Below are 20,694 nucleotides of genomic sequence, written 5' to 3' on the forward strand. Positions count from 1 at the left end.
GCCTATGCCGCGTGCGCTGCGGTGCGGTATCCTTGCCCCGTTCCCGGGTGACAGTTTCGTGACACGCTCCATGGGCCGGCCCGGCGGATGGCGGCCACGGTGCGTGCGGATGCCGCCGGGTGCCGGAGCAGCGAAGAACCAGCAGGGTGCGCAAACGGAAACCATGACCAGGGTACTCGTCGTCTACTATTCGCAGACAGGTCAGCTGCACCGCATCCTGCAGGCGTTGGTGGCACCGCTGGAGGCGGCCGACGGCGTGGAGGTGGACTACCAGCCCCTGGCGCCGCAGCGCCCCTGGCCGTTCCCGTGGACCCTGTTGCGGTTTCTCGACGTCTTCCCGGAGTGCGTGTACCAGGACCCGCCGCCGCTGCAGCCCCTGTCGGCGGACGCGGACCGCGGCTACGACCTGGTCGTTCTCGGCTATACCGTCTGGTTCCTGTCGCCGGCGCCGCCGGTGACCGCGTTCCTGCAGTCCGCCGAGGGTCGGCGGCTGCTGCGTGATACACCGGTGGTGACCGTGGTGGCCTGCCGCAACATGTGGCTCAGCGCCCAGGCCGCGGTGCAGGAGCACCTGGCCGCGGCGGGCGCGCGGCTGAGCGATCACGTGAGCTTCGTCGACCAGGGCTCGTCGCTGGCCACGTTCTTCACCACGCCGCGCTGGATGTTCACCGGACGCAAGGACCGCTGGCTGGGGGTGTTCCCGCGTGCCGGCGTGGCCGAGTCCGAGATCACCGAGCGAGCCCCGCGCCTGGGGCGCGCCCTCGCGGAAGCGGTCGCCGCCGGGCGCGTGGACGGGTGCGCCCCGGTACTCGACGGCCTGGGCGCGGTGCACGTCGACGAGGGGCTCATCGCCAGCGAGCGCATCGGCATGCGCAGCTTCCGCATCTGGGGCCGGCTGGTCCGCCGGGCGGGGCCGCCGGGTTCGGCGGCGCGCAAGCCGGTGCTGGCGGTGTACCTGGTATTCCTGGTGCTCATGATCGCCACCGTGGTTCCCGTCACCCTGGTGCTGCGCCGCCTGCTCCAGCCGCTGCTGGCCCCGCGCCTGCGCCGGATGCGGGCCGAGCTGGAGGCGCCCTCGGGGTCGGCGCGCCATCGGCTGGAGGAGACGCAGCGATGACGGCGGCGGCCTATATCACCCGGCTGTCCGGGGTGCTGCCCAACGCCCCGGTGGACAACGAGCGCATGGAGCAGGTCCTGGGCCAGGTGGGCGAGCGCCCGTCCCGGGCGCGCCGGATCGTCCTGCGCAACAACGGCATCCGCCGGCGGCACTACGCCCTGTGCCCGGAGACCGGGATGCCCACCCACAACAACGCCCAGCTCACCGCCGAGGCCGTGCGCGCGCTGGCTGGCGACGCCTTCGCCCTGGAGACCATGGATCTGCTGGTCTGCGGTACCAGCACGCCGGACCAGCTCATGCCCAACCACGGCGTCATGGTGCACGGCGAGCTCGGCAGTCCCGCCTGCGAGGTCACGGCCACGGCGGGGATCTGCATGGCCGGCGTGACGGCGCTGAAGTACGCCTTCATGAGCGTGCGCGCCGGGCTGGCCCGGCGCGCCGTGACCACGGGCTCGGAGCTGGCCTCCACCTACCTGTGGTCGCGGCACATGCGCGCCGAGGGGCCGGAGGACGCCGAAGCCCTGGAACGGCGCCCGGAGCTGGCCTTCGACCGGGACTTCCTGCGCTGGATGCTCTCCGACGGTGCCGGCGCGCTGCTGGTGGAAGGCACGCCGGCCCGTCGCGGGCTGTCCCTGCGCATCGACTGGATCGAATGCCTGTCCTATGCCGGGGAGCTGGAGCCGTGCATGTATGCCGGCGCCCACAAGGGCGCGGACGGGCGGCTCACCGGCTGGCGCGAGTACGGCAGCCTCCAGGCCGCGGCCGCCGACGGCGCGTTCTCCATCAAGCAGGACGTCAAGCTGCTCAACGAGCAGATCGTGCGCTACACCGTTGGCGAAGGGCTCTCCGAGGTGCGCCGGCGGCGCTCGCTGCAGCCCGACGAGGTGGACCATTTCCTGCCGCACTATTCCTCGGAGTACTTCCGCGACCGGGTGGCCGCCGAGCTGGAGCGCATCGGCTTCCCCATCCCGGCGGAGCGGTGGTTCACCAATCTCCGCGAGCGCGGCAACACCGGCGCGGCGAGCATCTACCTGATGCTCGAGGAGCTGTTCCACGGCGGTACGCTGCAGCCGGGCCAGCGGATCCTGTGCTTCGTGCCCGAGAGCGGGCGCTTCTCCACGGCGTACATGCTGTTGACGGTGGTGGCTCCCGATGAAGCGTGACGATGTCCCCCAGCACGGCAGCGCCACGCTGTCCGGCGAGCGCAAGGCGGTGTATGCCGTCGACGCCCACGGGCGCTACAGCCGCGAGGCGACCTCGGGCTGGGACGCCGAGGAAGCCGTGACCCGGCTGGCCCTGGAGGAGTTCCGCCGCCTCGCCGCCGAGGCCCGGGAGCGGGTCGTCGCGGGCGAGAGCGCGCCCCTGGAGGTGCACATGTACCAGCAGCGCATGGATCCGGACACGCTGGCCCAGGCCACCGGGCTGTTCCGCTGGCGGGTCCGGCGCCACCTGCGTGCGCGGGTCTACCGCCGGTTGCCGGAACGCATTCGGGCGCGCTATGCCGCTGCCCTGGGGCGATCGGCGGACGAGCTGGCGGTGCTGCCCCCGGAGGAGGACGGCGGCTCATGAGCCGCCGTCCGGCACGATGCCATCGGGCGGGCGCCCTGTGTGCCTGGCTGCTGGCGCTCGCCGCGGTCGCGCCGGCCCCGTCCATGGCGGAGCACGGCAACGGCGACTGGGGCCTGGCCGAGCTCATGGCGGCCCGTGCCGAAGTGACCGGGGGCCGGGCCCGGTTCCGGGAGGAGCACCACGACGAGCTGCTGGCCGAGCCCGTGGAGCGCACCGGGACGCTGGTCTACCGGGCCCCGGATTACGTGCGCAAGACGGTGACCGGTACGGACGGCCGGACCCTGGAAGTCCACGGCGACCGCGTACGGGTCGGCGATGGCGACGACCAGCGGCGCCTGCACATCCATGAGCACCCGGCGCTGGCCGGTGCCGTCGCCGCCTTCCGGGCGACGCTGGCCGGTGATCTGGCCACGCTGCGGGAGCACTACGCCATCCGCTTCCAGGGCGGGCACGACGACTGGACCCTGACCTACCGGCCGACCACCGGGGCGCTGGCGGAGCGCCTGGAGCGTATCGTCATCCGCGGTCGCGGTCGGGCGATCAGCGAGGTCGAGACCCGGGAGACGGACGGCAGCTGGCGGCTGATGCGCATCAGTCGGGCCGGCGACGGCGCCGGGTGAGCGGGCCCGTGGTGGCAGCGATGCGCCGGCTGGTGCCCTTTGTCGTCGCCTGCAGCTTGTGCGCCGCGCTGGCCGCGGTCCTGGCGCTGGTGCTCGCGCGCGGCGGCGTGGATACCGACCTGACGGCCTTCGTGCCGACACCGGGCGGGGATGTCCCCGAAGCGTTGCGCGACGAGCTCCGGGCGGGCCTGTCCGAGCGGGTGATCCTCGCCGGCATCCGGGGCGGCGGGGTCGCCGATCGCATCCGCGCGAGCCGGGCACTGCGGCAGAAGCTCGCCGGGCAGCCCGGCGTGGCGCGGGTGGTGAACGGCCCGGCCAGCGCCGCGCCGGACGGTCTCGACGCCCTGATGCCGTACCGGTATCTGCTCAGCCCGGAGGTCACTCCGGAGCGGTTCCGGGAAGACGCGCTTCGCCGGGCCCTGGCCGAGCGCCGCCGGGAGCTGGCCGGCCTCCTGGGCGGGGTCGACCGGGAGCGGCTGCGTGCCGATCCCACCGGCGAGCTGCGCGCGGTGCTCCGGCAGCTGCGCCCGGAGGTCACGCCGGCCACCCGCAACGGCATCTGGGTCACCGACCAGGAAGAGCACGCCCTGCTCGTCATCGAGTCCCGCCACGACGGCACCGACCTGGACGCCCAGCAGCGCCTGCTCGATGCCGTGCGGGCCGCGTTCGGCGAAGCGGCCGGTGACGCGTCCCTGGAGCTCGTGCTCACCGGCCAGCCGGTGTTCGCGGTGCAGTCCCGGGCGCGCATCCAGGCGACCATCGCCCGGGTCAGTGTGATCGGGGGTGTGCTGCTTGTGGCGTTGCTTCTGTGGGCCTATCGCTCCGTGACCGCCATCCCCCTGGTGGCCGTGCCGCTGCTCAGCGCCCTGGTCGCCGGCGCCGGGGTGGTTGTCGCCCTGTTCGGCTCCGTGCACGGCATGACCCTGGCCTTCGGCGGAACCCTGGTCGGGGTGGCGGTGGACTACGCCGTGCACCTGTTCAGCCACCGCCGCTCCGGCGAGCCGGCGCAGCGGGCCATGATCCGCATCTGGCCCACCATCCGGCTGGGCGCGCTGACCACGGTGGCCGGCTACGGCGCCATGGTCCTGAGCGGTGTTGCCGGGCTGATGCAGCTGGGCGTGTTCGCCGCCGCCGGCCTGGTCGCGGCGGCGCTGACGACGCGCTGGCTTCTACCCGCTATCGTCCCCGAGGCCCCGACCCGTCGGCACCTGCCCGGGCCGGCCTGGCTGGATGCCGCGCCGCCGCGGGCGGGACGCTGGCTGGTGGTGGCCGCCGCCGTCGCCGGCCTCGGCACCGTTGCCGGCCACGGCGACCGCCTCTGGCAGGACGATCCCGCCGCCATGAATCCGGTGCCCCGCTCGCTCCAGGAGGAAGACGCCCGGTTGCGGAGCGCGCTCGGTCGTGCCGACATGCGCCACCTGGTACTGGTCTCCGGCGCCGGTGCGCAGCAGGTGCTGCGGCGCCTGGAGGCGCTGGAGCCGTCGTTCCGGGCGCTGGTGGCCGACGGCGTGGTGGCGGGGGTCGATCATCCCGCCGGGGTGCTGCCGAGCCGCGCCACCCAGCTCCGGCGCCGGGAGGCGCTGCCGGCCCCGGACGTGCTGCAGCGGCGCCTGGCCCGCGCGGGCCAGGCGCAAGGCTTCCGCGACGGCGCGTTCACGCCGTTCGTCGAGGCCGTGGAGGCGGCGCGGAGCCGTGACCCGCTGACCATCGACGATCTCGAGGGCACACCGCTGGCGGACCTGGTTCAGGGCCAGCTCGTGCGGGCGCAGGGGCGCTGGTGGGGGGTCGCCCGCCTGCGCGGGGTGGGCGACGCGCAGGCCCTGGCGGCGCGCCTCGCCGACGCGCCCGTTCCGGGAGTCATGCACCTGGACCTGAAGGCGCAGGCCGAGGCCGGGCTGGTGCGTCTGCGTCACCATGTACTGGGGTATTCCCTCGCCGGCGCGGTGGTCATGCTGGCGCTGCTCGGCGCGGGCCTGCGCTCGCTGCGCGAGGCCGGCGCCGTCTGGCTGCCGGCTCTGCTGGCCGCGCCGTCGGCTGCCGCGATCCTCCTGGCCGCGGGACAGCGGCTGTCGATCTTCCATCTGGTGTCGCTGCTGCTGGTGGTGGGGCTCAGCCTGGACTACGCGTTGTTCTTCCGTCGCCGCGGCGAGGATGCCCTGGCCCGTGCCCAGACGCGCCGGGCGCTGCTGGTCTGCGGCGCGTCCACATTGGGCATGTTTGCGCTGCTGGCGGGCTCGGACCTGTCGGTGCTCCGGGATATCGGGCGAACGGTGACCCTGGGGGCCGCGCTGGGGCTGCTGTTCGGATGGCTCGTCAGCGCCCGTCGCTGACGGGCACCTGACGCTCGGACCGACCCAGGATCCACGCGATGCCCGCGCCGGCCATGACGGCATGGCGTGTCTCTACCAGAGGGCTGTCCCGGAAGCGGGCACCGGCCAGGTTCTGGTAGCGCACGAAGGCGCCGGCCCAGAGGCTGTCGAAGCGGCGGCTTGCGCTCAGCGTCAGCACGGCGCCGCCGTAGCCGCCGGGGGCGCGGTAGGCGGGCCGCTCGTCGGTGGCATCCGCCGCCGGAACATCATAGTAGTACGCCTGGTAGGCCCGGCTGGAGAACCGGGGCCCGGCGCTGATGCCGATGTCCCAGCCGCCGAGCACGTCGCGCAGGTCCAGGCTGAGCATGGGCTGGACGCGCCAGCCGACGTGGCGGATGCCGTCGCTGTCCACGGCGATGCCGGCGCGGACCGGCATGCGGATGCGCCAGCGCACCGGCCCGTCCTGGTAGAGGAGCCAGTTCACCGACGGGCCGGCTTCGAAGACCGGGGCCAGGTCGTCCATGCCCGCCCGGGCGCTGTCGTCGTCGCTGGATACCGGTACGGCGCCGTCGAGGCTCACGTCCACCGATAGCCGCGGCCGGTCGACGAGCAGCCCGCGGAGGCCCTCGCGGTCGGCGCGGAAAACGTCGCCGCGGTAGACCACGTAGGGCAGCGGCAGCAGGTAGGTCTGCTGCCGGGACGAGCCGATGTAGTCGGGAAAGGTCGTGGGCGCGACGCCGAAGCCGATCTCCCACAGGGGTTTCGTCTCCCCGGCGCCGGGCGCGGTCCACGGCAACAGGGCCAGCAGAACCAGTGCACGGAGGACGTTCCCCCAGCGCACCCGCTGCCGTCGTGCGCGCCCGTCGGTCACAGCGTCTCCCCGGGGGCCGGTGCGTACAGCGCGTGCAGGTAGTGCCGTCCGTTGCGGGTCGTTACCGGCGTGACCGAGAAGGTCACCTCGCTCTTCCCGGCCCCCGTCGCCCTGAGGACGGCCGTGTCGCCCTCCAGCCGCGTCCCGGCAATGTTCAGGGTGGCGCTGGCCGCGACCACGGGCACGTCGGCGCGGATCCGGCCGGTGGTCAGGGTGACCTGGCTGTTGCTCGCTTCCAGGCCGACGGCGTCACCCTCGATGAACGTGTTCACGATGGTCACGCTGGAGTTCTCGACGGTGATGATGCGGGCGCTGGCATCGCGCACCGTGACGTTGTCGCAGTTGCGGATGGTCAGGGAGGCGTAGGCCCCCTGGAAGACCCGGCCGTCGGTGCCGTTGCACTCGGCCCGCCGTTGCCCGGGCTCCGGTGCGGACGGGCGGCCCGCGTCGGGCGGATCACCGGTGAGGCGGGCGCGCAGTGCCCGGTTGAAGGCATCGGGCCGCTCCAGCATGGGGGCGTGCCCGGTGTCGTCGAACACGGTCAGCTCGGCGGCCGGCAGGGCATCGGCCAGGACCCGCCCGACGCGCAGGGGCGCGATGCGGTCCTCCCGCCCCCAGAAAATGCTGGTCGGCGCCTGTACCCGCCCGAGGGTCTCGCTGTAGTCCGTCAGCGCCAGGGCGAACCCGGCGATCACCCGCGGGTTGCCGCGCAGGGCGGTGCTCCGGAGCATGGCCGATTCCACCACCATGGCGGGGTCGGGCACGCGGCGCGTGATCGCCCGGATCACCTCGCCGCTGAGCCAGTCCACGGGACCGGCGGAAGCGATGCGGCCACCGGTGAGCGAATGCGTGGCGAACGGCACCAGGTACTCGGCGTAGGCGGAATGGTGGAGAATGCCGGCGACGTTGCTGAGCAGCAGCCGCTCCACACGCTCCGGATGGGTCCCCGCGTAGCGCAGGCTGACGGCGCCGCCGAGCGAGTGCCCGAGCAGGTGCACGGGGGTATCGCCTGCGGTCTCCGCGATCACGTGATCGAGAACCCGGACGTAGCAGTCCGGGGTATAGGGCTGGCTGCCATGGCTGGAGCGGCCGAAGCCCGGCAGGTCGAAGGCGACGACGCGGAAATCGTCGGTGAGGCCCGGGATCACGTGGCGCCAGGCCGCGGACGCCTCGGTGCCGATGCCGTGGACCAGCACCACGACGGGCCCGTCGCGCCGGCCTCCCTCGTAGACCAGCAGATCGCCGTCGAACACCGGCTCGCGGATGAAGCGCCCGTCAAGGCCGGCCAGCTCCGGCGGCTCCGCACGGCCGGGTGCGGCGGTCGCGCAGAGCAGCAACATCAGCACCAGGGCTCGGCGCAGGGGGTGCCGGGTCATTGCGGGTCTCCCGGGGTCAGGGGTGTGCCGCGCACCCGGTGCAGCATGGCGTGATTGCCGGTGAGGCGGGCGAACAGGGTGCCGACATGATACCAGTGGAGCAGGTAGGCCTCCCAGGCAAGCAGCCAGGGCAGGCGCAGCGACGGTACCAGCGCGTCTTCCGCGGGGTAGGCGCGGATGGCGAGCCCGAGGTTGCGGGCGATGGTCTCGCTGCGCCGGAGATGGTAGCGACTGGTGACCAGCACCAGTTGCGTCCCGGCCGCGGCGGGCAGCCGGCGCGCCGCCTGCTGGAAATTCTCCAGGGTGTTGCGGGAGTGCTCCTCCACGCCGATGCGCTCGGCGGCGATGCCGCAGGCGATCAGGTAGGCCTTGCCGGCGGCCGCCTCGGAATGCGGTTGCTCGGGCATGCGGCCCCCGAGCAGCCACAACGGCGCGGCGGTGTTGTCCCGGGCGATGCGCGCCGCGCAGTCCAGGCGCCGGCGGAAGTCCGCCGAAGGTTCACCGGCGACGAGGCTGTGGCCGGGGACGACGATGCCGTCGACGCGGTCGAGCCGCGGTGCCCGGGCCGTCGCCCGGACCAGGATGCGGGCGAGGATGGCAAGGTACGTCACGCCCAGGGACAGCACCAGCACGCCGTTGGCCAGGAGGTTCGTTTGTACGGCGTGTCGATCCATGAGCCCGCTCGGTGGCAAGGGATGGCGGCCACGGCTGCGCCGTCGATGCCGTGCTCGGGCACAGTGCTGGCTGGCGGCAGGACAGCCGCCCCGGGGCGGGGCGGCTGCTTCGTGGTGTTACATCAGCCGCATTTCGTTGTTGATGTCCCGCCGCAGGTTCTGGATCCAGCCGTTGTAGTTCTGGTGGATCTTGTCCCCGTCGTAGCGGAGGTTCTCGCTGTCCTTGTAGATGATGTCGTAGGAGTCGGTGTCGTACATGATGTCGACCTTGGCCATGTGATCGCGCACCCGGAGGGTGGCCTCGATGTGGCCCTCGTCCTGCGGGTTCATCTCCCAGCCGAGCCCGGCCCCGGCGCGCATGATGGCTTCCCTGGCCTGTTCCATGGTCTCGACACCGACGGGGGCGTCGTTGACGTTCTGCAGGGTGGCCGTGCGGCACGCGCCGAGGACCAGGGCCGCTGCGACGATCGCGAGCAGTACGATTTTCTTGTTGGATTGCATGAGGTTCCCTCCGCTGACAACGATACGATTCCGGTGGCTGTCTCGAGCCACCGCCAATGCCCAGCGTACCCGGCGTTGCGCTTCATCCGGGCCCGCCGCTCCAGTTGTCTAACACTCGCTTCGACGGGATTCAAGAACCAAGGTATAAAGGCGCTTGTGCTGCTGCCGCGCAAGTTCCTGTTCTCCGGGGGCTTCCGGGCGTCGTTTTGTTGCGACGGTAGGCCGCCGGCCCGTATACTCGCGGCCTTTATGAGGGCTGCACGCGATCCGGATCGCTTCGGGGGATGAGCCGCCGGCGCGGTGATCGCGCGGAATGTTCGCAGGCCCGGAGGTTCACAGCCCGGTTCATGGTCAACGTGCCCACCGTCACAGCCTATACACTGGCCACGGCCCTCGGGACCGGGCGCGAGTGCGCGCGGGAGGCCCTGTGGGCCGGTCGCAGCGGTCTCGCGCCCCTGGCCTCGGGAGAGGCCGGGTTCGAGGCCTGGTACGGCCATGTCCCGGGCCTGGCCGACGTGGCCCTCCCCGCAGCGTATGCGGACTTCGAGTGCCGCAACAATCGCCTGGCCCTGCAGGTCCTCGAGACCGACGGCTTCGCCGGGCGGGCCCGCGCGGCGCTGGGCCGCTACGGCGCCCATCGCGTCGGGGTGTTCCTGGGTACCAGCACCTCCGGGATCGCCCAGACGGAGGCCGCCTATGCCCGGCGCGATGGTAGCGGGCTGCCGGGCGACTACCGCTTCCACGAGACCCACGAGCTCGGTGCGCTGAGCCGGTTCGTCGCTGCCTACCTGGGGGTGACGGGGCCGGTACACACCATCTCCACGGCGTGCTCGTCCAGCGCCAAGGTCTTCGGCGCGGCGCAGCGCTACATGGCCGCCGGCCTGTGCGACGCCGCCATTGTCGGCGGCGTGGACAGCTTCTGCCTGACCACGCTGTACGGCTTCAACTCCCTGGAGCTGATCTCGCGCCAGCCGTGTCGCCCGTGGGGTGCCAACCGGGACGGCATCAGCATCGGCGAGGCCGGCGGCTTCGCCCTGCTGGAGCCGCACGGAACCGGTCCGGAGCTGCTCGCCTGCGCCGAGAGCAGTGATGCCTACCACATCTCCGCGCCGCACCCGGACGGCGCCGGCGCCCGGGTGGCCATGGAACAGGCCCTGGAGCGCGCGTCGCTGCCCGCGAGGGAAGTGGACTACATCAACCTGCACGGCACAGGCACGCCGGCCAACGACGCCGCCGAGGATCGCGCCGTGACCGCGGTGTTCGGCGACGCCGTCGGGTGCAGCTCCACCAAGGGGCTCACCGGGCACACCCTGGGCGCGGCCGGCATCGTCGAGGCGCTGTTCTGCTGTCTCGCCCTGGATGACGGCTTCATCCCCGGCGGGGTGACGGAGGCCGAGCGGGACCCGGCCCTGAGGGCGCACTTCGTCACGCGCTCACGGTCCGCGGACGTGCGCCGCGCCGTTTCCCTGTCCCTGGGTTTCGGCGGCAGCAACTGCTGCCTGGTCCTCGGGAGGCCGGCATGAGGGTTCGTGTCCAGGCGCCGGCGGTCATCGGTCCCGGTCTCCCGGACTGGGACTCGGCACTGCCCGTGCTGCGCGGGGAGCAGCCGTATCAGGCGGCCGCCGTGCCCCGGCCGGCGGTGGGCATGCTCCCCGCCAACGAGCGCCGGCGCCTGACGCCGACCATCCGCCTGGCGCTGTCGCTGGCGGAGGCCGGCACGCGCGGGCTGGACGCCGCGGCGGTGGCCTCGCTGCCCACGGTGTTCGCGTCCATGGCCGGGGATATCGACGTTGCGGACCGGTTGTGCACGGCGCTGAGCGGGCCGGAGCGGTCGGTCTCGCCGACCCAGTTCCACAATTCCGTGCACAATGCCGCGGCCGGGTACTGGGCCATCGCCACCGGCAGCCGGGCGGCGTCCACCAGTGTCGCCGCCGGCGACGGCACCGCCGCCGCCGGGGTGCTGGAGGCGGCGAGCCGCTGTGCCGCCGACGGCGACGAGGTCCTGCTGCTGGTCTACGATGTCGCACCCCCGGAGCTGCTGGCGCCGCACACGGGGGTGGCGGAGAGCTTCGGCGTCGCCCTGCGTCTCGGTCCCGAGACTATGGCGCCGGCCGGCGAGGCCTGGATGCTGGAGCTGGGCCTGGCTGACCGGGCCGTCTCGCGCCTGGAGGAAGGCTGGGAGGAGCTGCGCACCAGCAACCCGGCGGCGCGCATGCTGCCGCTGCTGCGGATCCTGGCCCGGGGCGGCGGCGAAGTGGTGCTGCCCTGCGGTGAGCGGCAGGGCTTGGTGGCCGGGGTTCGCCGTGACGCTTGAGCGGCCGGAGTTCGAGCCGCTGATCCCGCACCAGGGGGCCATGTGCCTGCTGGAGCGCGTGCTGGAGTGGGACGCAGAGCGGCTGGTGGCGGAGGCCGGCAGCCATCGGTCCGGCGACAACCCGTTGCGGCGGGACGGGATGCTGGCCGCCGTCCACGCCCTGGAATACGCCGCGCAGGCCATGGCCGTCCACGGCGGGCTGCGCGCCGCCGAGGGAGGCGAGTCCCTGCCCGGCGGATTCCTTGCCGCCGGTCGGCGGATCGAGCTGCATGTCCCGCGGCTCGACGATCTGCCCGGCCTCCTGCGGGTGGAGGTGCAGGAACAGTTCCGGCAGGCCGGGAACCTGATCTATTCCTTCCGCGTGGCCGTCGGCGACCGGCGGGTGGCGGAAGGCGAGGCCACGGTGCTCGCCCGGGGGTGACCACGGGGTTTGACCGGCCCGGGCGCCGGTGCAGAAGGGCACAGCGACGAGGAGAGTCCATGGAGGCGGTACGCGCACTGGTCACCGGCGGCAGCGGGGACCTCGGCCAGGCGATCTGCCGTGCCCTGAGCGGGCTCGGCTACCATGTCATCGTGCACGCCAACCGGCGCGCCGAGGCGGCGCAAGCCCTGGCCCGGGCGCTGCGCGACGACGGCGGCTCCGCCGAGGCCACGAGCTTCGATGTTGCCGACGCCGAGGCCGCCCGCGCGGCGCTGGAAGGGCTGCTGGAGGACGGCCCCATCCAGGTGCTGGTCAACAATGCCGGCTTCCACGATGACGGACCCATGGCGGGCATGAGCACCGCGCAGTGGCAGCGGGTGGTGGACGTCAACCTGGGCGGGTTCTTCAACGTCACCCAGCCGCTGCTGCTGCCCATGGCCCGGCGGCGCTGGGGACGCATTGTCAGCATCTCCTCGGTGGCCGGCGTGGCCGGCAACCCCGGGCAGGTGAACTACGCCGCCGCCAAGTCGGGGCTGCACGGCGCGGCCCGCTCGCTGGCCCGCGAGATGGGCTCGCGCAACATTACCGTGAACGTGGTCGCCCCCGGGATCATCGCCGGTACGATGACCGACGGCACCTTCGACGCGAGCACCATCAAGGCGATGGTGCCCCTGGGCCGCGCCGGTGCCCCCGAGGAGGTGGCCGACCTGGTGGCGTTCCTTTGCTCGCAGCGGGCCGGCTATATCAGCGGGCAGGTGATCGGGGTCAACGGGGGCATGGCCTGATGCGGGTCGTCGCGGTCATCCCCGCCTTCAACGAGGCGGCGACGGTGGCGGGCGTGGCCGAGCGCGCCCGGCGGTACTGCCCGGTGGTCGTGGTGGACGACGGCTCCACGGATGACACGGTCGCGTCCCTGGCCGATGTCGACGTCACGGTGCTGCGCAACGAGGGCAACCGCGGCAAGGCGGCCAGCCTGTGGAACGGCTTTGCCCACGCCCTGGCCAGCGGCTTCGATGCCGTGGTGACCCTGGATGCCGACGGCCAGCATGCACCGGAGGAGATCCCGCGCCTGGTGGCCGCCGCCGAGGCCAACCCCGGGTCCATCGTCATTGCAGCGCGCACCGTGAAGCAGGACCGGGTGCCGCCGCTGCGCCTGTTCGCCAACCGCACCGCCAACTTCTGGATCTCCTGGGCCGCTGGCTACCACGTGACCGACAGCCAGTCCGGGTTCCGGCTGTATCCGGCGGCGCTGCTGCGCCGGCTGGCCCTGCCGGTGGACCGCTCCCGCAGCTTCGTGTTCGAGAGCGAGGTGCTGATCGCCGCGGCCCGGCTGGGCGTACGCAGCGTACCGGTGCCGGTGGAGGCGATCTACCCGGACAACGCCCGCCCGAGCCACTATCACGGCGCCCGCGATACCGCCCGCATCGTGGGCATGGTGGGCGGGCGGCTGCTGCGCCGGGGCATGGACCCGCCGGGGCTGTGGCGCAGCCTCCGGGAGCGGGCGCGCAGCCGCGGCCACTCCTGACCTCCCGGGTCAGACGGAGTCCGCGGCCGCCCGGCTGCGGACCATGCCCTCCACCACCGTGTCGCCCTCCACCCGGCAGCGGAACACCACCCGGCCGTGGCCGTCGGGGTCGCCGGCCTCGACGGCCACCGCCTGCTGCGGCCGGACCGGGCGCCGGAACTTGACCCGGGCGATCTCCAGGCCCGCCGGGGAGTCCGCGGGCCGGATCGCCGCCAGGGCATGGTCCAGCAGGACCACGCCGGGGACCACGGGATCGCCCGGGAAGTGGCCCGGCAGGCATGGGTGGTCCGCAGGGATGGTGAAGCGGCCGTGTTCGTTCATGGCGCCATTCCCAGTTGCTCCAGAAGGGCCTGCAGGGCGTCGGCGGGCAGCTTGCCGCGCTCGTTGCGGGGCAGCTGCGCCACCGGGACGATGGGCCGCGGGATGAACGCCGGGTCCAGGCGGCCGCGCAGGCCGTCGCGCACCTGCCGGGGACTGCGCTCCGGGGCCACGACCAGGGCCCGCAGGCGCTGGCGGTCACCGTCCCGCGGCGGCGGCAGCACCACGGCATCCATTACCCCGGGCACGGACACCAGCGCCTGGTGGATGGCGCTCAGGGAGCCGCGCTTGCCGGCGATCTTGACCAGGTCGGCGTCCCGGCCCTGCAGGGCGAACCGCCCGTCGTCGCGGAGATCGAGCTGGTCGGCGAGGCTGCAGGGCGGGAAATGCCGTCCGGAGGCGTGCCAGCGTCCATCGGCCGGCGCGAGGCGAACCCCCGGCATGGGGCTCCAGAGGGTCTCGCACGTGGGCCGGCGCCAGGCCATGGCGCCGGTCTCGGTGGAGCCGTAGATCTCGTACACGGCGCCGCCCAGGGCGGCCTCGGCGCGGGCGGCCAGCTCGGGCTCCAGCGGCGCGGTGGCGGAGACGGTGACCTCCACCCGGGGCCAGGCGCGCTCGCTTTCCTCAAGACAGGTGCGCAGGTGCAGCGGCGTGGTGATCAGCCCCCGCGGCTGCGGCAGTTGCGCCAGCGCCGAGCGCAGGTCCTCCGGCAGCAGGGGGCGGCCGGCGTGGATGCTGTGGCCGGCGACCAGCGGCAGCAGGACGCTGGCCTCGAGACCGTACATGTGCTGCGGCGGGGTGGTGGCCACCAGGTGGTGCGGCTCCCGGTCCGCCAGCCCGAGGGCCCGGTTCAGCAGCCGCGCCCCCTGGACGAACTGGTCCCAGCGCCGCTCGTGGGGCGTCGGCGCCCCCGTGGACCCGGACGTATAGAGGGTGGCGGCCGGGCGCCGGTCGTCATCCCCGGGTAGGCCCGTGGGCGGTGTCGGGCCGGGCTCGTCATTGCCTGCAGCGTGGTGACCGACCCAGTCGTCGTCCAGGGTCAGGCCGATGTCGAGACGGCTCCGGAGGTCGGCGATCACCTCGGCGGCGGGGCTGGGCGGCAGGACGGTACGCCGGCCCGCGGCGAGCGCGGCGATGAAGCCGGTGATGAAACGGTCCCGCCGGTCACAGAGGTTCAGTACCGGCGCTTGATCGCCGGCCATGCGCCGGCCCAAGCGGGCGGCCCGGGCGAGCACCTCGTCCCGGGGCAGGGGCCGGCCGTCGCGCCAGAGCAGGGGGGCGGCGTGCCGGTGGTTCATGACGGCCGCTTCCCCCGCCAGGGGCCGCCATGGGCGGCCAGTCCGCGCACGAAGCCCGTGAAGCTCGGGTAGCGGTGGCCGGGCAGGAACCGGTGGCGCAGCCGGAACTCCACCAGGAACGCCGCGGCCACGATGACGTAATTGAGGATGTTGGCGAACAGCGACCACACCGCCGGCGATGCCCACAACGCCAGCGCCGTGTTCTGCGCTGCCAGCACGGCGAACAGCAGGCTCCAGCCCCAGGTGACCCGCCGGGTGTAGCGGCGCACCGCCGGCGTGTCCGTCTCGCCCATCTGCAGCGCGACCGCGGTGATCAGCGGCGTGCGCCCGGGCAGCAGGCTGGCGGCGAAGACCAGCAGCAGCATCAGGGTCACCAGCACCGGCGGCAGGTAGAGAACGGCCAGCGCGCGGCCCGTGCCCAGGCCCGCGGCGGTGACCGCCGCGACGACCGCGAGCGCCAGCCAGGCGCCGGGGTGGCGTACGCGCAGCCCGGGCCGCAGCAGCCACACGGCCAGCGCGGCGAGGGCGATCAGGCCCGCCTGCGGGTAGTCACCGAGCACCCCGAGGTGGACGGTGGCGGCGTAGCAGCCGAGGAACAGGACGGTCCAGGGGATTGCTGCGAGCGCGCGGGCCATGGCGTCGGATCATCCGGCCGGTTCAGTTGGTGCGGTGGGCCTCGATATGGGCGGCGAGCTGGCGCAGCGACGAGAAGATGCGCTCGTTCTCCGGGTCGTCGGCGCGGAGCTGGAAGCCGTAGCGCTTGGATACGGCCAGCGCGAGCTCCAGGGCGTCGATGGAGTCCAGGCCCAGGCCGTCCCCGAACAGCGGTGCCTCGGGCTCGATCTCTTCCGGGGCCGTGTCCTCGAGGTTGAGGTTCTCGACCATGAGTTCAGCGACCTCGCGCTCCAGCGCAGATTGGCTCATTGGGCCCTCCTCGGTGCGATGATTGGGTATCCGTCGGCGGCGCCGCCCCGCCGGGCGGTCAGGCGCGTGCGCAGCACAGCAGCGTGTGCCCCTCGCCTACGTTGTCGATGGTACGCTCGATGGTCAGTCCCGCGGCGTTAACCAGTTCCCGGAACCGGTCCGAGTGGTACATGCGGCTGGTGCCGTTGGCCACGCAGGTGAAGTACAGCGAGGTGGCATCCAGGCTGAAGCGGGCCGCGTCGAAGACCTGCCGGTCCGGGAAGAGCTCGACGATGTACAGCCGCGCACGGGCGTCCATGGCGTGGGCCGCGCGGTTCAGTATGCTCGTGACCTCGGCCTCGGAGAAGCAGTCCAGGAACTGGCTCATCCACAGCACGTCGGTGCCGCCGGGAAGCTGCCGGGTCGGGTCGAGCAGGTCGGCGGCGTAGTAGTCCACGCGGCCGCCGAAGCCCGCTTCCTCGATGTTCCGCCGGGCGGCGTCGAGCTGCGCCGGCAGGTCGACGATGGTCACGGTGACGTCCGGATCGTGCTGCAGGCACTTGAGGCTCCAGCGCCCGGTGTTGCCGCCGATATCCAGGACGTGGCGCACCGGGCCGTCGAACACCAGCGGCAGCAGCTCGTCGTAGGCCCGGTCCGAGTAGAAGTGGTCGAAGCGGTACCAGCTCGACAGGGCCGGCTCCGGCAGATGCGTCAACCCCTCGTAGATGGTCGGCCACTCGCCCAGGGCGCTCAATCCCTCGGGCTGGCCGTTACGGATGGACTCGGTGAGCGCGCCCAGGGCGTGGTAGCAGACGTCCCGGGTGAAATCCATGTTGACCGTGGTCATCTCGTCGTGGAGGACGAAATAGCCGACATCATCCAGGGCGAAACGGTCCTGCGTCCGCGCGACCAGCCCCAGATCCGCGCCGAAATCCAGCAGCACGGACACGCCGTACTCGGATACGCCGGTCTCCGCGGCGATGGCGCGGCGGTCCAGCCCGGCCGGCCCGGCGCGCCCGATGGCCGCGAGAATACCCAGGTCGCGCAGCGCCACGGTGGCCTGAAAGGCGAACGGCGCGAAGGCCAGGGTCTGGGCGCGGGACTTGGCTTCCAGGGCGGTCATGCGTTCGCGGTCCTTTGTGAACATGATCCTTGGGCAATCACCGGGCAGTGACGCAAAGGCCCGGATTATACTAACCGCGAAGCGCTGCGTAAGCACCCGGTGACTAGTGTCCCGTCCCGGAAGTTCGTGCGATTGATGAGGCCCCAGCGTCGTCAGAGCAAGGCGCGGCGACGAAGGCGTAGTGATACTACGTTGAGGAGGCGCAACGCGGCGCTGGCGACGCTGGGGCCTCCCCGCGGGCGCTCCGGCGGGCCGGTCTTGCGGCGTTGGCGCCGCTCGACGTGGTCTCACCACGCCTTCGCGTCGCCGCCTTGCAAACCCGGCCCGGCGGAGCGCATCAATCGCACGAACTTCCGGGACGGGACACTAGGGTGCCCTCATCGTGCCGGAATCGCGCCCCTGCGGGCCGCGGGCGTTTTCAGCGGCCGCCGGGTTGCGGCACACTGACCGGACATCCGGCGTGCCGGGGCGGGCTGTGCGGCGCACGGCCGGGCCCGGGTTCCCGTCCCGACCGTATTCCCGGGTAAGACCATGGCACAGGAGTGGTTGCAGCACCAGGAGCGCAGCACGCCGCTGGCGCTCCACACGATCCGCTGGATAGCCCTGCACCTGGGACGTCCGTCGGCACGCGGGCTGCTGTACCCGATCACCGCATATTTCCTGCTCTTCGCCCCGGCCTCCCGGCGCGCCTCGCGGGCCTTCCTGCGCCGGGTCCCCGGGCGGCGACCGGTCCTGTGGCAGGTCGCGCGGCACATGCACTGCTTCGCCTCGGTCATCCTGGACCGGGTGTTCCTGCTCACGGGCCGCGAGCAAGTGCTGGACGTGACCGTGCATCACTGCGCACAGCTCGATGCCATGGTGGCCCGCGGCCAGGGCGGGCTGCTGCTGGGCGCGCACTTCGGCAGCTTCGAGGTCCTGCGCGCGCTCGCGGTCAACCGCGTGCGCTACGACATCCGGGTGGTCATGCGGCGGCGGCACAATGCGCTGCTGACCCGGGTGCTGGACGAGCTCAATCCCGACGTCGCCCGGGCGGTGATCGACCTGGACGATCCCCGCGCCTCGCTGATGATCAGCGAGGCGATCAACGAAGGCGCCCTGGTGGGGATCCTGGCGGACCGTAGCGCGGGCTCGGACGACGCCGTGCGCCACCCGTTTCTCGGCGAGCCGGCCCCGTTCCCCACCGGCCCGCTGCGCCTCGCCGCCGTGACCGGGGCGCCGGTGGTGCAGTTCTTCGGCGTCTACCACGGCGGCAACCGCTATGCCATCCACTTCGAGCCGCTCTACGAGGGAGGGCATGTGCCCCGCGACGAGCGCGGGCCCTGGCTGGAAGCCATGACCGGCCGCTACGCCGAGCGTCTGGAGGCCCATGTCCGCACGGCACCGGAGAACTGGTTCAACTTCTACGACTTCTGGCGGTGAACTCGATGATGCACCCGGTGTCCGTTTAGGGAACCGCTGAACAATTCCCGCGTGCCTCTGCGCCCCACAACGCCGCTGTGGGGCGCCCTTCGGGGCCGAGCAGCGCGGGGCGCAGCCGGCGTTGCGTTGCTTGACTGTACCGCCAGTACAGCGCGGCGCAACGCGCCTTGCCTGCGCCCGCGCTGCTCGACCAGAGGCTCGCGCGAATTGTTCAGCGTTTCCTTAGGGAATTGTTCAGCGTTTCCCTAGCAATGACGCCGTCATGACGGGCGCTCCCTTGTCTGTGCAAGCGCCCGGAAGTACTATGCAATGTCCATTTTCCCCAGGGGGCGAAGGCGATGTTTCGTGGCAGTATGGTCGCGATGGTGACACCCATGCACGAGGATGGCTCGGTGGATGAGGCCGCCCTCAAGCGCCTGGTCGATTTCCACGTGGCGAACGGGACCGACGCCATCGTCGCAGTGGGTACGACGGGCGAGGCGGCGACGCTCGACTACGACGAGCACTGCCACCTCATGCGCTTGACCGTGGAGGCGGCGCGCGAGCGCATCCCGGTGATCGGCGGTACCGGCGCGAACTCCACCTGGGAGGCGATCAAGCTGACCCGCTGCGCCATGGATGCCGGCTGCGACGCGGCGCTGCTGATCACGCCGTACTACAACAAGCCCACCCAGGAGGGGCTGTATCAGCACTTCCGGGCGGTGGCCGAGGCGGTGCCGATCCCGCAGATCCTCTACAACGTCCCGGGCCGCACGGCCTGCGACATGCTGCCGGAGACCGTCGAGCGGCTCGCGGACATTCCCAACATCGTCGCCGTCAAGGAGGCCTACGGCACCATCCAGCGCCCGCGGGAGATCCTGGAGCGCTGCGGCGACCGCATCGACGTCTACAGCGGCGACGACGGCAATGCCCGGGAGATCATCCTCGCCGGCGGCAAGGGCTGCATTTCCGTGAGCGCCAACGTGGCGCCGCGACTGATGCACGACATGTGCATCGCCGCCCTGGAGGGCGATACGGACCGGGCCGAGGCGCTGGACGCGCAGCTGGCTGCCCTGCACAAGGCGCTGTTCACCGTGACCAGCCCCATTCCGGTGAAGTGGGCGGTGAGCGAGATGGGGCTCATGGGGCCGACGCTGCGCCTGCCGCTGACGCCTCTGCCGGAGGAGCATCACGAGACCGTCCGCCAGGCCATGAAGCTGGCGGAGGTGCAGTAACCGATGACTGTGACCTCCGGAGTTGTCCGCCGCCCGCGTTCCGTTCTCGTGCTGGTGCTCGCCGCCGTGTTGCTGGCCGCCTGCGCCGGCGATCGCCAGGGTGAGCCCGAGCGCAGCGAGCGCCTGAAAGTGCCGCCGGACCTGTCCGACGAGCGTATCGGCCAGGTGCCGGAGTCCGCTGTCGGCCAGGGCAGCGCCACGCTGAGCGGTGAAGACCGGCAGGCGCAGGAGCGTGCCTCGCGGGAGGTGGCGCCGGAGCCGCCGGGCATGCGCGTACGCCACCAGGGCGCCGAGCGCTGGCTGGAGATCGAGGCCGGCCCCGGGGAGGTCTGGAATGAGCTGGAGAGCTGGCTCGCTGCCGAGGAGGTCCCGGTTGCCCGCAAGAATCAGCAGCTCGGCGTGATCGAGACGGAGTGGCTGCCGCGGCCGCTGGGTCCGGCCGGCGGCGCGCTGCTGCCCACCGAGCGGGCCCCGGAGCTCGGCCCGCTTGCGGAGCAGTACCTGCTCCGCGTGGAGCCCACGGATGACGGCGATCGGACCCACGTCTTCGCCGCCCATCGGCGCGTGGCCGCAAGCGGTGATGACGGCTGGGCACCGCGGCCCGCCGAGCGGGGCCTGGAAGCGGAAGTGCTGCGGGCGTTCATGCTCCACCTCGGCGCCGAGGAAGCCTTCGCCGCCCGCCAGGTGACCGCGCAGGAGGAGCCCGTCGCGCGCCTGGAGACGGGCCCCGACGGTCAGCCGCGGCTGCTGAGCCAGGAAGGCTACCTGAATACCTGGCAGCGGGTGGGCCTGGCCCTGGACCGTGCCGCCTTCACCGTCGAGGACCGCGACCGCGCCCAGGGACGCTTCCTGGTCCGCTACGATCCGGCGGTCGAGGAAGACGACGGTCCCGGGTTCTTCGCCAGCCTGCTGTTCTGGCGCGACAACGAATCGAATATGGAGCCGGGGACCTATGCCCTTCTCGTCCGGTCGCCGGAGGAAGGCACGGCCGTGACCGTGCAGACCGAGGACGGCGAGCCCGTCAGCGAACGCTTCGCCGAGCGGTTGCTGACCGTGATCCGGGACCAGATGCGCTGATCCGGCTGCCGCGCGCCCCGGGACGACGCGCTCCCGGGGCGTACG

22 protein-coding genes are annotated in these 20,694 nt (G+C 72.4%); 13 read left to right on the forward strand and 9 right to left on the reverse strand.

Annotated features, from left to right (window positions below):
- The first annotated feature begins 163 nt into the window (after nucleotides 1–163).
- The 5 genes from QWY84_RS05755 to QWY84_RS05775 are packed head-to-tail and all read left to right on the forward strand — an operon-like array spanning nucleotide 164 to nucleotide 5,636.
- Nucleotides 164–1,117 (forward strand): flavodoxin family protein, encoded by a 954-nt coding sequence (locus QWY84_RS05755; RefSeq protein WP_290201489.1) that lies wholly within the window; start codon nucleotides 164–166, stop codon nucleotides 1,115–1,117.
- A complete protein-coding gene (locus tag QWY84_RS05760; RefSeq protein ID WP_290201490.1) occupies nucleotides 1,114–2,280 on the forward strand; it encodes a beta-ketoacyl-ACP synthase III in 1,167 nt (388 codons plus the stop codon). Before QWY84_RS05755 ends, QWY84_RS05760 begins: the two co-directional genes overlap by 4 nt.
- Nucleotides 2,270–2,686, forward strand: a complete 417-nt coding sequence (locus QWY84_RS05765; RefSeq protein ID WP_290201491.1) for a DarG family dialkylresorcinol biosynthesis protein — start codon at nucleotides 2,270–2,272, stop codon at nucleotides 2,684–2,686. Before QWY84_RS05760 ends, QWY84_RS05765 begins: the two co-directional genes overlap by 11 nt.
- Nucleotides 2,683–3,306: a LolA-related protein gene (locus QWY84_RS05770; RefSeq protein ID WP_290201492.1), complete on the forward strand. Its 624-nt coding sequence runs from the start codon at nucleotides 2,683–2,685 to the stop codon at nucleotides 3,304–3,306. The genes QWY84_RS05765 and QWY84_RS05770 overlap by 4 nt, the downstream gene beginning before the upstream one ends.
- 8 nt (nucleotides 3,307–3,314) lie before the next feature.
- Nucleotides 3,315–5,636: an MMPL family transporter gene (locus tag QWY84_RS05775; protein ID WP_290201493.1), complete on the forward strand. Its 2,322-nt coding sequence runs from the start codon at nucleotides 3,315–3,317 to the stop codon at nucleotides 5,634–5,636.
- Here the strand turns inward: QWY84_RS05775 and QWY84_RS05780 are convergent.
- The 4 genes from QWY84_RS05780 to QWY84_RS05795 form a co-directional block, all read right to left on the reverse strand.
- Nucleotides 5,620–6,486: a MipA/OmpV family protein gene (locus tag QWY84_RS05780; RefSeq protein ID WP_290201494.1), complete on the reverse strand. Its 867-nt coding sequence runs from the start codon at nucleotides 6,484–6,486 to the stop codon at nucleotides 5,620–5,622. The genes QWY84_RS05775 and QWY84_RS05780 overlap by 17 nt on opposite strands.
- Nucleotides 6,483–7,862, reverse strand: coding sequence for an alpha/beta fold hydrolase (locus QWY84_RS05785; RefSeq protein ID WP_290201495.1), 1,380 nt, complete (start codon nucleotides 7,860–7,862; stop codon nucleotides 6,483–6,485). The genes QWY84_RS05780 and QWY84_RS05785 overlap by 4 nt, the downstream gene beginning before the upstream one ends.
- Entirely contained in the window at nucleotides 7,859–8,536 is a 678-nt protein-coding gene (locus tag QWY84_RS05790; RefSeq protein ID WP_290201496.1) for a YdcF family protein, read from the reverse strand. Before QWY84_RS05790 ends, QWY84_RS05785 begins: the two co-directional genes overlap by 4 nt.
- Before the next feature lie 117 nt (nucleotides 8,537–8,653).
- Complete coding sequence (locus QWY84_RS05795; RefSeq protein ID WP_290201497.1) at nucleotides 8,654–9,037, reverse strand: hypothetical protein; 384 nt, start codon at nucleotides 9,035–9,037, stop codon at nucleotides 8,654–8,656.
- Nucleotides 9,038–9,384: 347 nt separating this feature from the next.
- Here QWY84_RS05795 and QWY84_RS05800 point away from each other — a divergent pair, with 347 nt between their 5' ends.
- From QWY84_RS05800 to QWY84_RS05820, 5 genes are read left to right on the forward strand one after another with little or no spacing between them, the layout of a single operon-like run.
- Nucleotides 9,385–10,560, forward strand: coding sequence for a beta-ketoacyl-[acyl-carrier-protein] synthase family protein (locus QWY84_RS05800; protein ID WP_290201498.1), 1,176 nt, complete (start codon nucleotides 9,385–9,387; stop codon nucleotides 10,558–10,560).
- Nucleotides 10,557–11,351 carry a beta-ketoacyl synthase chain length factor gene (locus tag QWY84_RS05805; protein ID WP_290201499.1) on the forward strand — a complete coding sequence of 265 codons (795 nt, stop codon included), beginning with the start codon at nucleotides 10,557–10,559 and terminating at the stop codon, nucleotides 11,349–11,351. The genes QWY84_RS05800 and QWY84_RS05805 overlap by 4 nt, the downstream gene beginning before the upstream one ends.
- The gene (locus tag QWY84_RS05810; RefSeq protein ID WP_290201500.1) at nucleotides 11,341–11,772 is read left to right on the forward strand and encodes a hotdog family protein; all 432 of its coding nucleotides are present in this window, start codon (nucleotides 11,341–11,343) and stop codon (nucleotides 11,770–11,772) included. The genes QWY84_RS05805 and QWY84_RS05810 overlap by 11 nt, the downstream gene beginning before the upstream one ends.
- Nucleotides 11,773–11,831: 59 nt before the next feature.
- Nucleotides 11,832–12,557 (forward strand): 3-oxoacyl-ACP reductase FabG, encoded by a 726-nt coding sequence (fabG, locus tag QWY84_RS05815; protein WP_290201501.1) that lies wholly within the window; start codon nucleotides 11,832–11,834, stop codon nucleotides 12,555–12,557.
- The gene (locus tag QWY84_RS05820; protein WP_290202687.1) at nucleotides 12,554–13,297 is read left to right on the forward strand and encodes a glycosyltransferase family 2 protein; all 744 of its coding nucleotides are present in this window, start codon (nucleotides 12,554–12,556) and stop codon (nucleotides 13,295–13,297) included. The genes fabG and QWY84_RS05820 overlap by 4 nt, the downstream gene beginning before the upstream one ends.
- 9 nt (nucleotides 13,298–13,306) lie before the next feature.
- Here QWY84_RS05820 and QWY84_RS05825 read toward each other — a convergent pair whose 3' ends face one another.
- Genes QWY84_RS05825 through QWY84_RS05845 form a run of 5 tightly spaced genes read right to left on the reverse strand, consistent with a single transcriptional unit; the run spans nucleotide 13,307 to nucleotide 16,963 of the window.
- Nucleotides 13,307–13,618, reverse strand: coding sequence for an ApeI family dehydratase (locus QWY84_RS05825; protein ID WP_290201502.1), 312 nt, complete (start codon nucleotides 13,616–13,618; stop codon nucleotides 13,307–13,309).
- Entirely contained in the window at nucleotides 13,615–14,913 is a 1,299-nt protein-coding gene (locus QWY84_RS05830) for an AMP-binding protein (protein ID WP_290201503.1), read from the reverse strand. The genes QWY84_RS05825 and QWY84_RS05830 overlap by 4 nt, the downstream gene beginning before the upstream one ends.
- Nucleotides 14,910–15,548, reverse strand: a complete 639-nt coding sequence (locus QWY84_RS05835) for a COG4648 family protein (RefSeq protein ID WP_290201504.1) — start codon at nucleotides 15,546–15,548, stop codon at nucleotides 14,910–14,912. The genes QWY84_RS05830 and QWY84_RS05835 overlap by 4 nt, the downstream gene beginning before the upstream one ends.
- 22 nt (nucleotides 15,549–15,570) lie before the next feature.
- Nucleotides 15,571–15,837, reverse strand: a complete 267-nt coding sequence (locus QWY84_RS05840) for a phosphopantetheine-binding protein (RefSeq protein ID WP_290201505.1) — start codon at nucleotides 15,835–15,837, stop codon at nucleotides 15,571–15,573.
- Nucleotides 15,838–15,895: 58 nt separating this feature from the next.
- The gene (locus tag QWY84_RS05845) at nucleotides 15,896–16,963 is read right to left on the reverse strand and encodes an SAM-dependent methyltransferase (RefSeq protein ID WP_290201506.1); all 1,068 of its coding nucleotides are present in this window, start codon (nucleotides 16,961–16,963) and stop codon (nucleotides 15,896–15,898) included.
- A gap of 507 nt (nucleotides 16,964–17,470) precedes the next feature.
- Between QWY84_RS05845 and QWY84_RS05850 the strand changes: the two genes are divergently transcribed.
- From QWY84_RS05850 to bamC, 3 genes are all read left to right on the forward strand, one after another.
- Nucleotides 17,471–18,358 (forward strand): lysophospholipid acyltransferase family protein, encoded by an 888-nt coding sequence (locus QWY84_RS05850; protein WP_290201507.1) that lies wholly within the window; start codon nucleotides 17,471–17,473, stop codon nucleotides 18,356–18,358.
- Nucleotides 18,359–18,696: 338 nt separating this feature from the next.
- Entirely contained in the window at nucleotides 18,697–19,572 is an 876-nt protein-coding gene (gene dapA / locus QWY84_RS05855; RefSeq protein ID WP_290201508.1) for a 4-hydroxy-tetrahydrodipicolinate synthase, read from the forward strand.
- Nucleotides 19,573–19,575: 3 nt separating this feature from the next.
- On the forward strand, nucleotides 19,576–20,649 hold the full coding sequence (bamC, locus tag QWY84_RS05860) for an NlpB/DapX family lipoprotein (RefSeq protein WP_290201509.1): 1,074 nt from the start codon (nucleotides 19,576–19,578) through the stop codon (nucleotides 20,647–20,649).
- Nucleotides 20,650–20,694: the final 45 nt, after the last annotated feature.

This window comes from Aquisalimonas lutea, assembly GCF_030409225.1.
GTDB lineage: Bacteria > Pseudomonadota > Gammaproteobacteria > Nitrococcales > Aquisalimonadaceae > Aquisalimonas > Aquisalimonas lutea.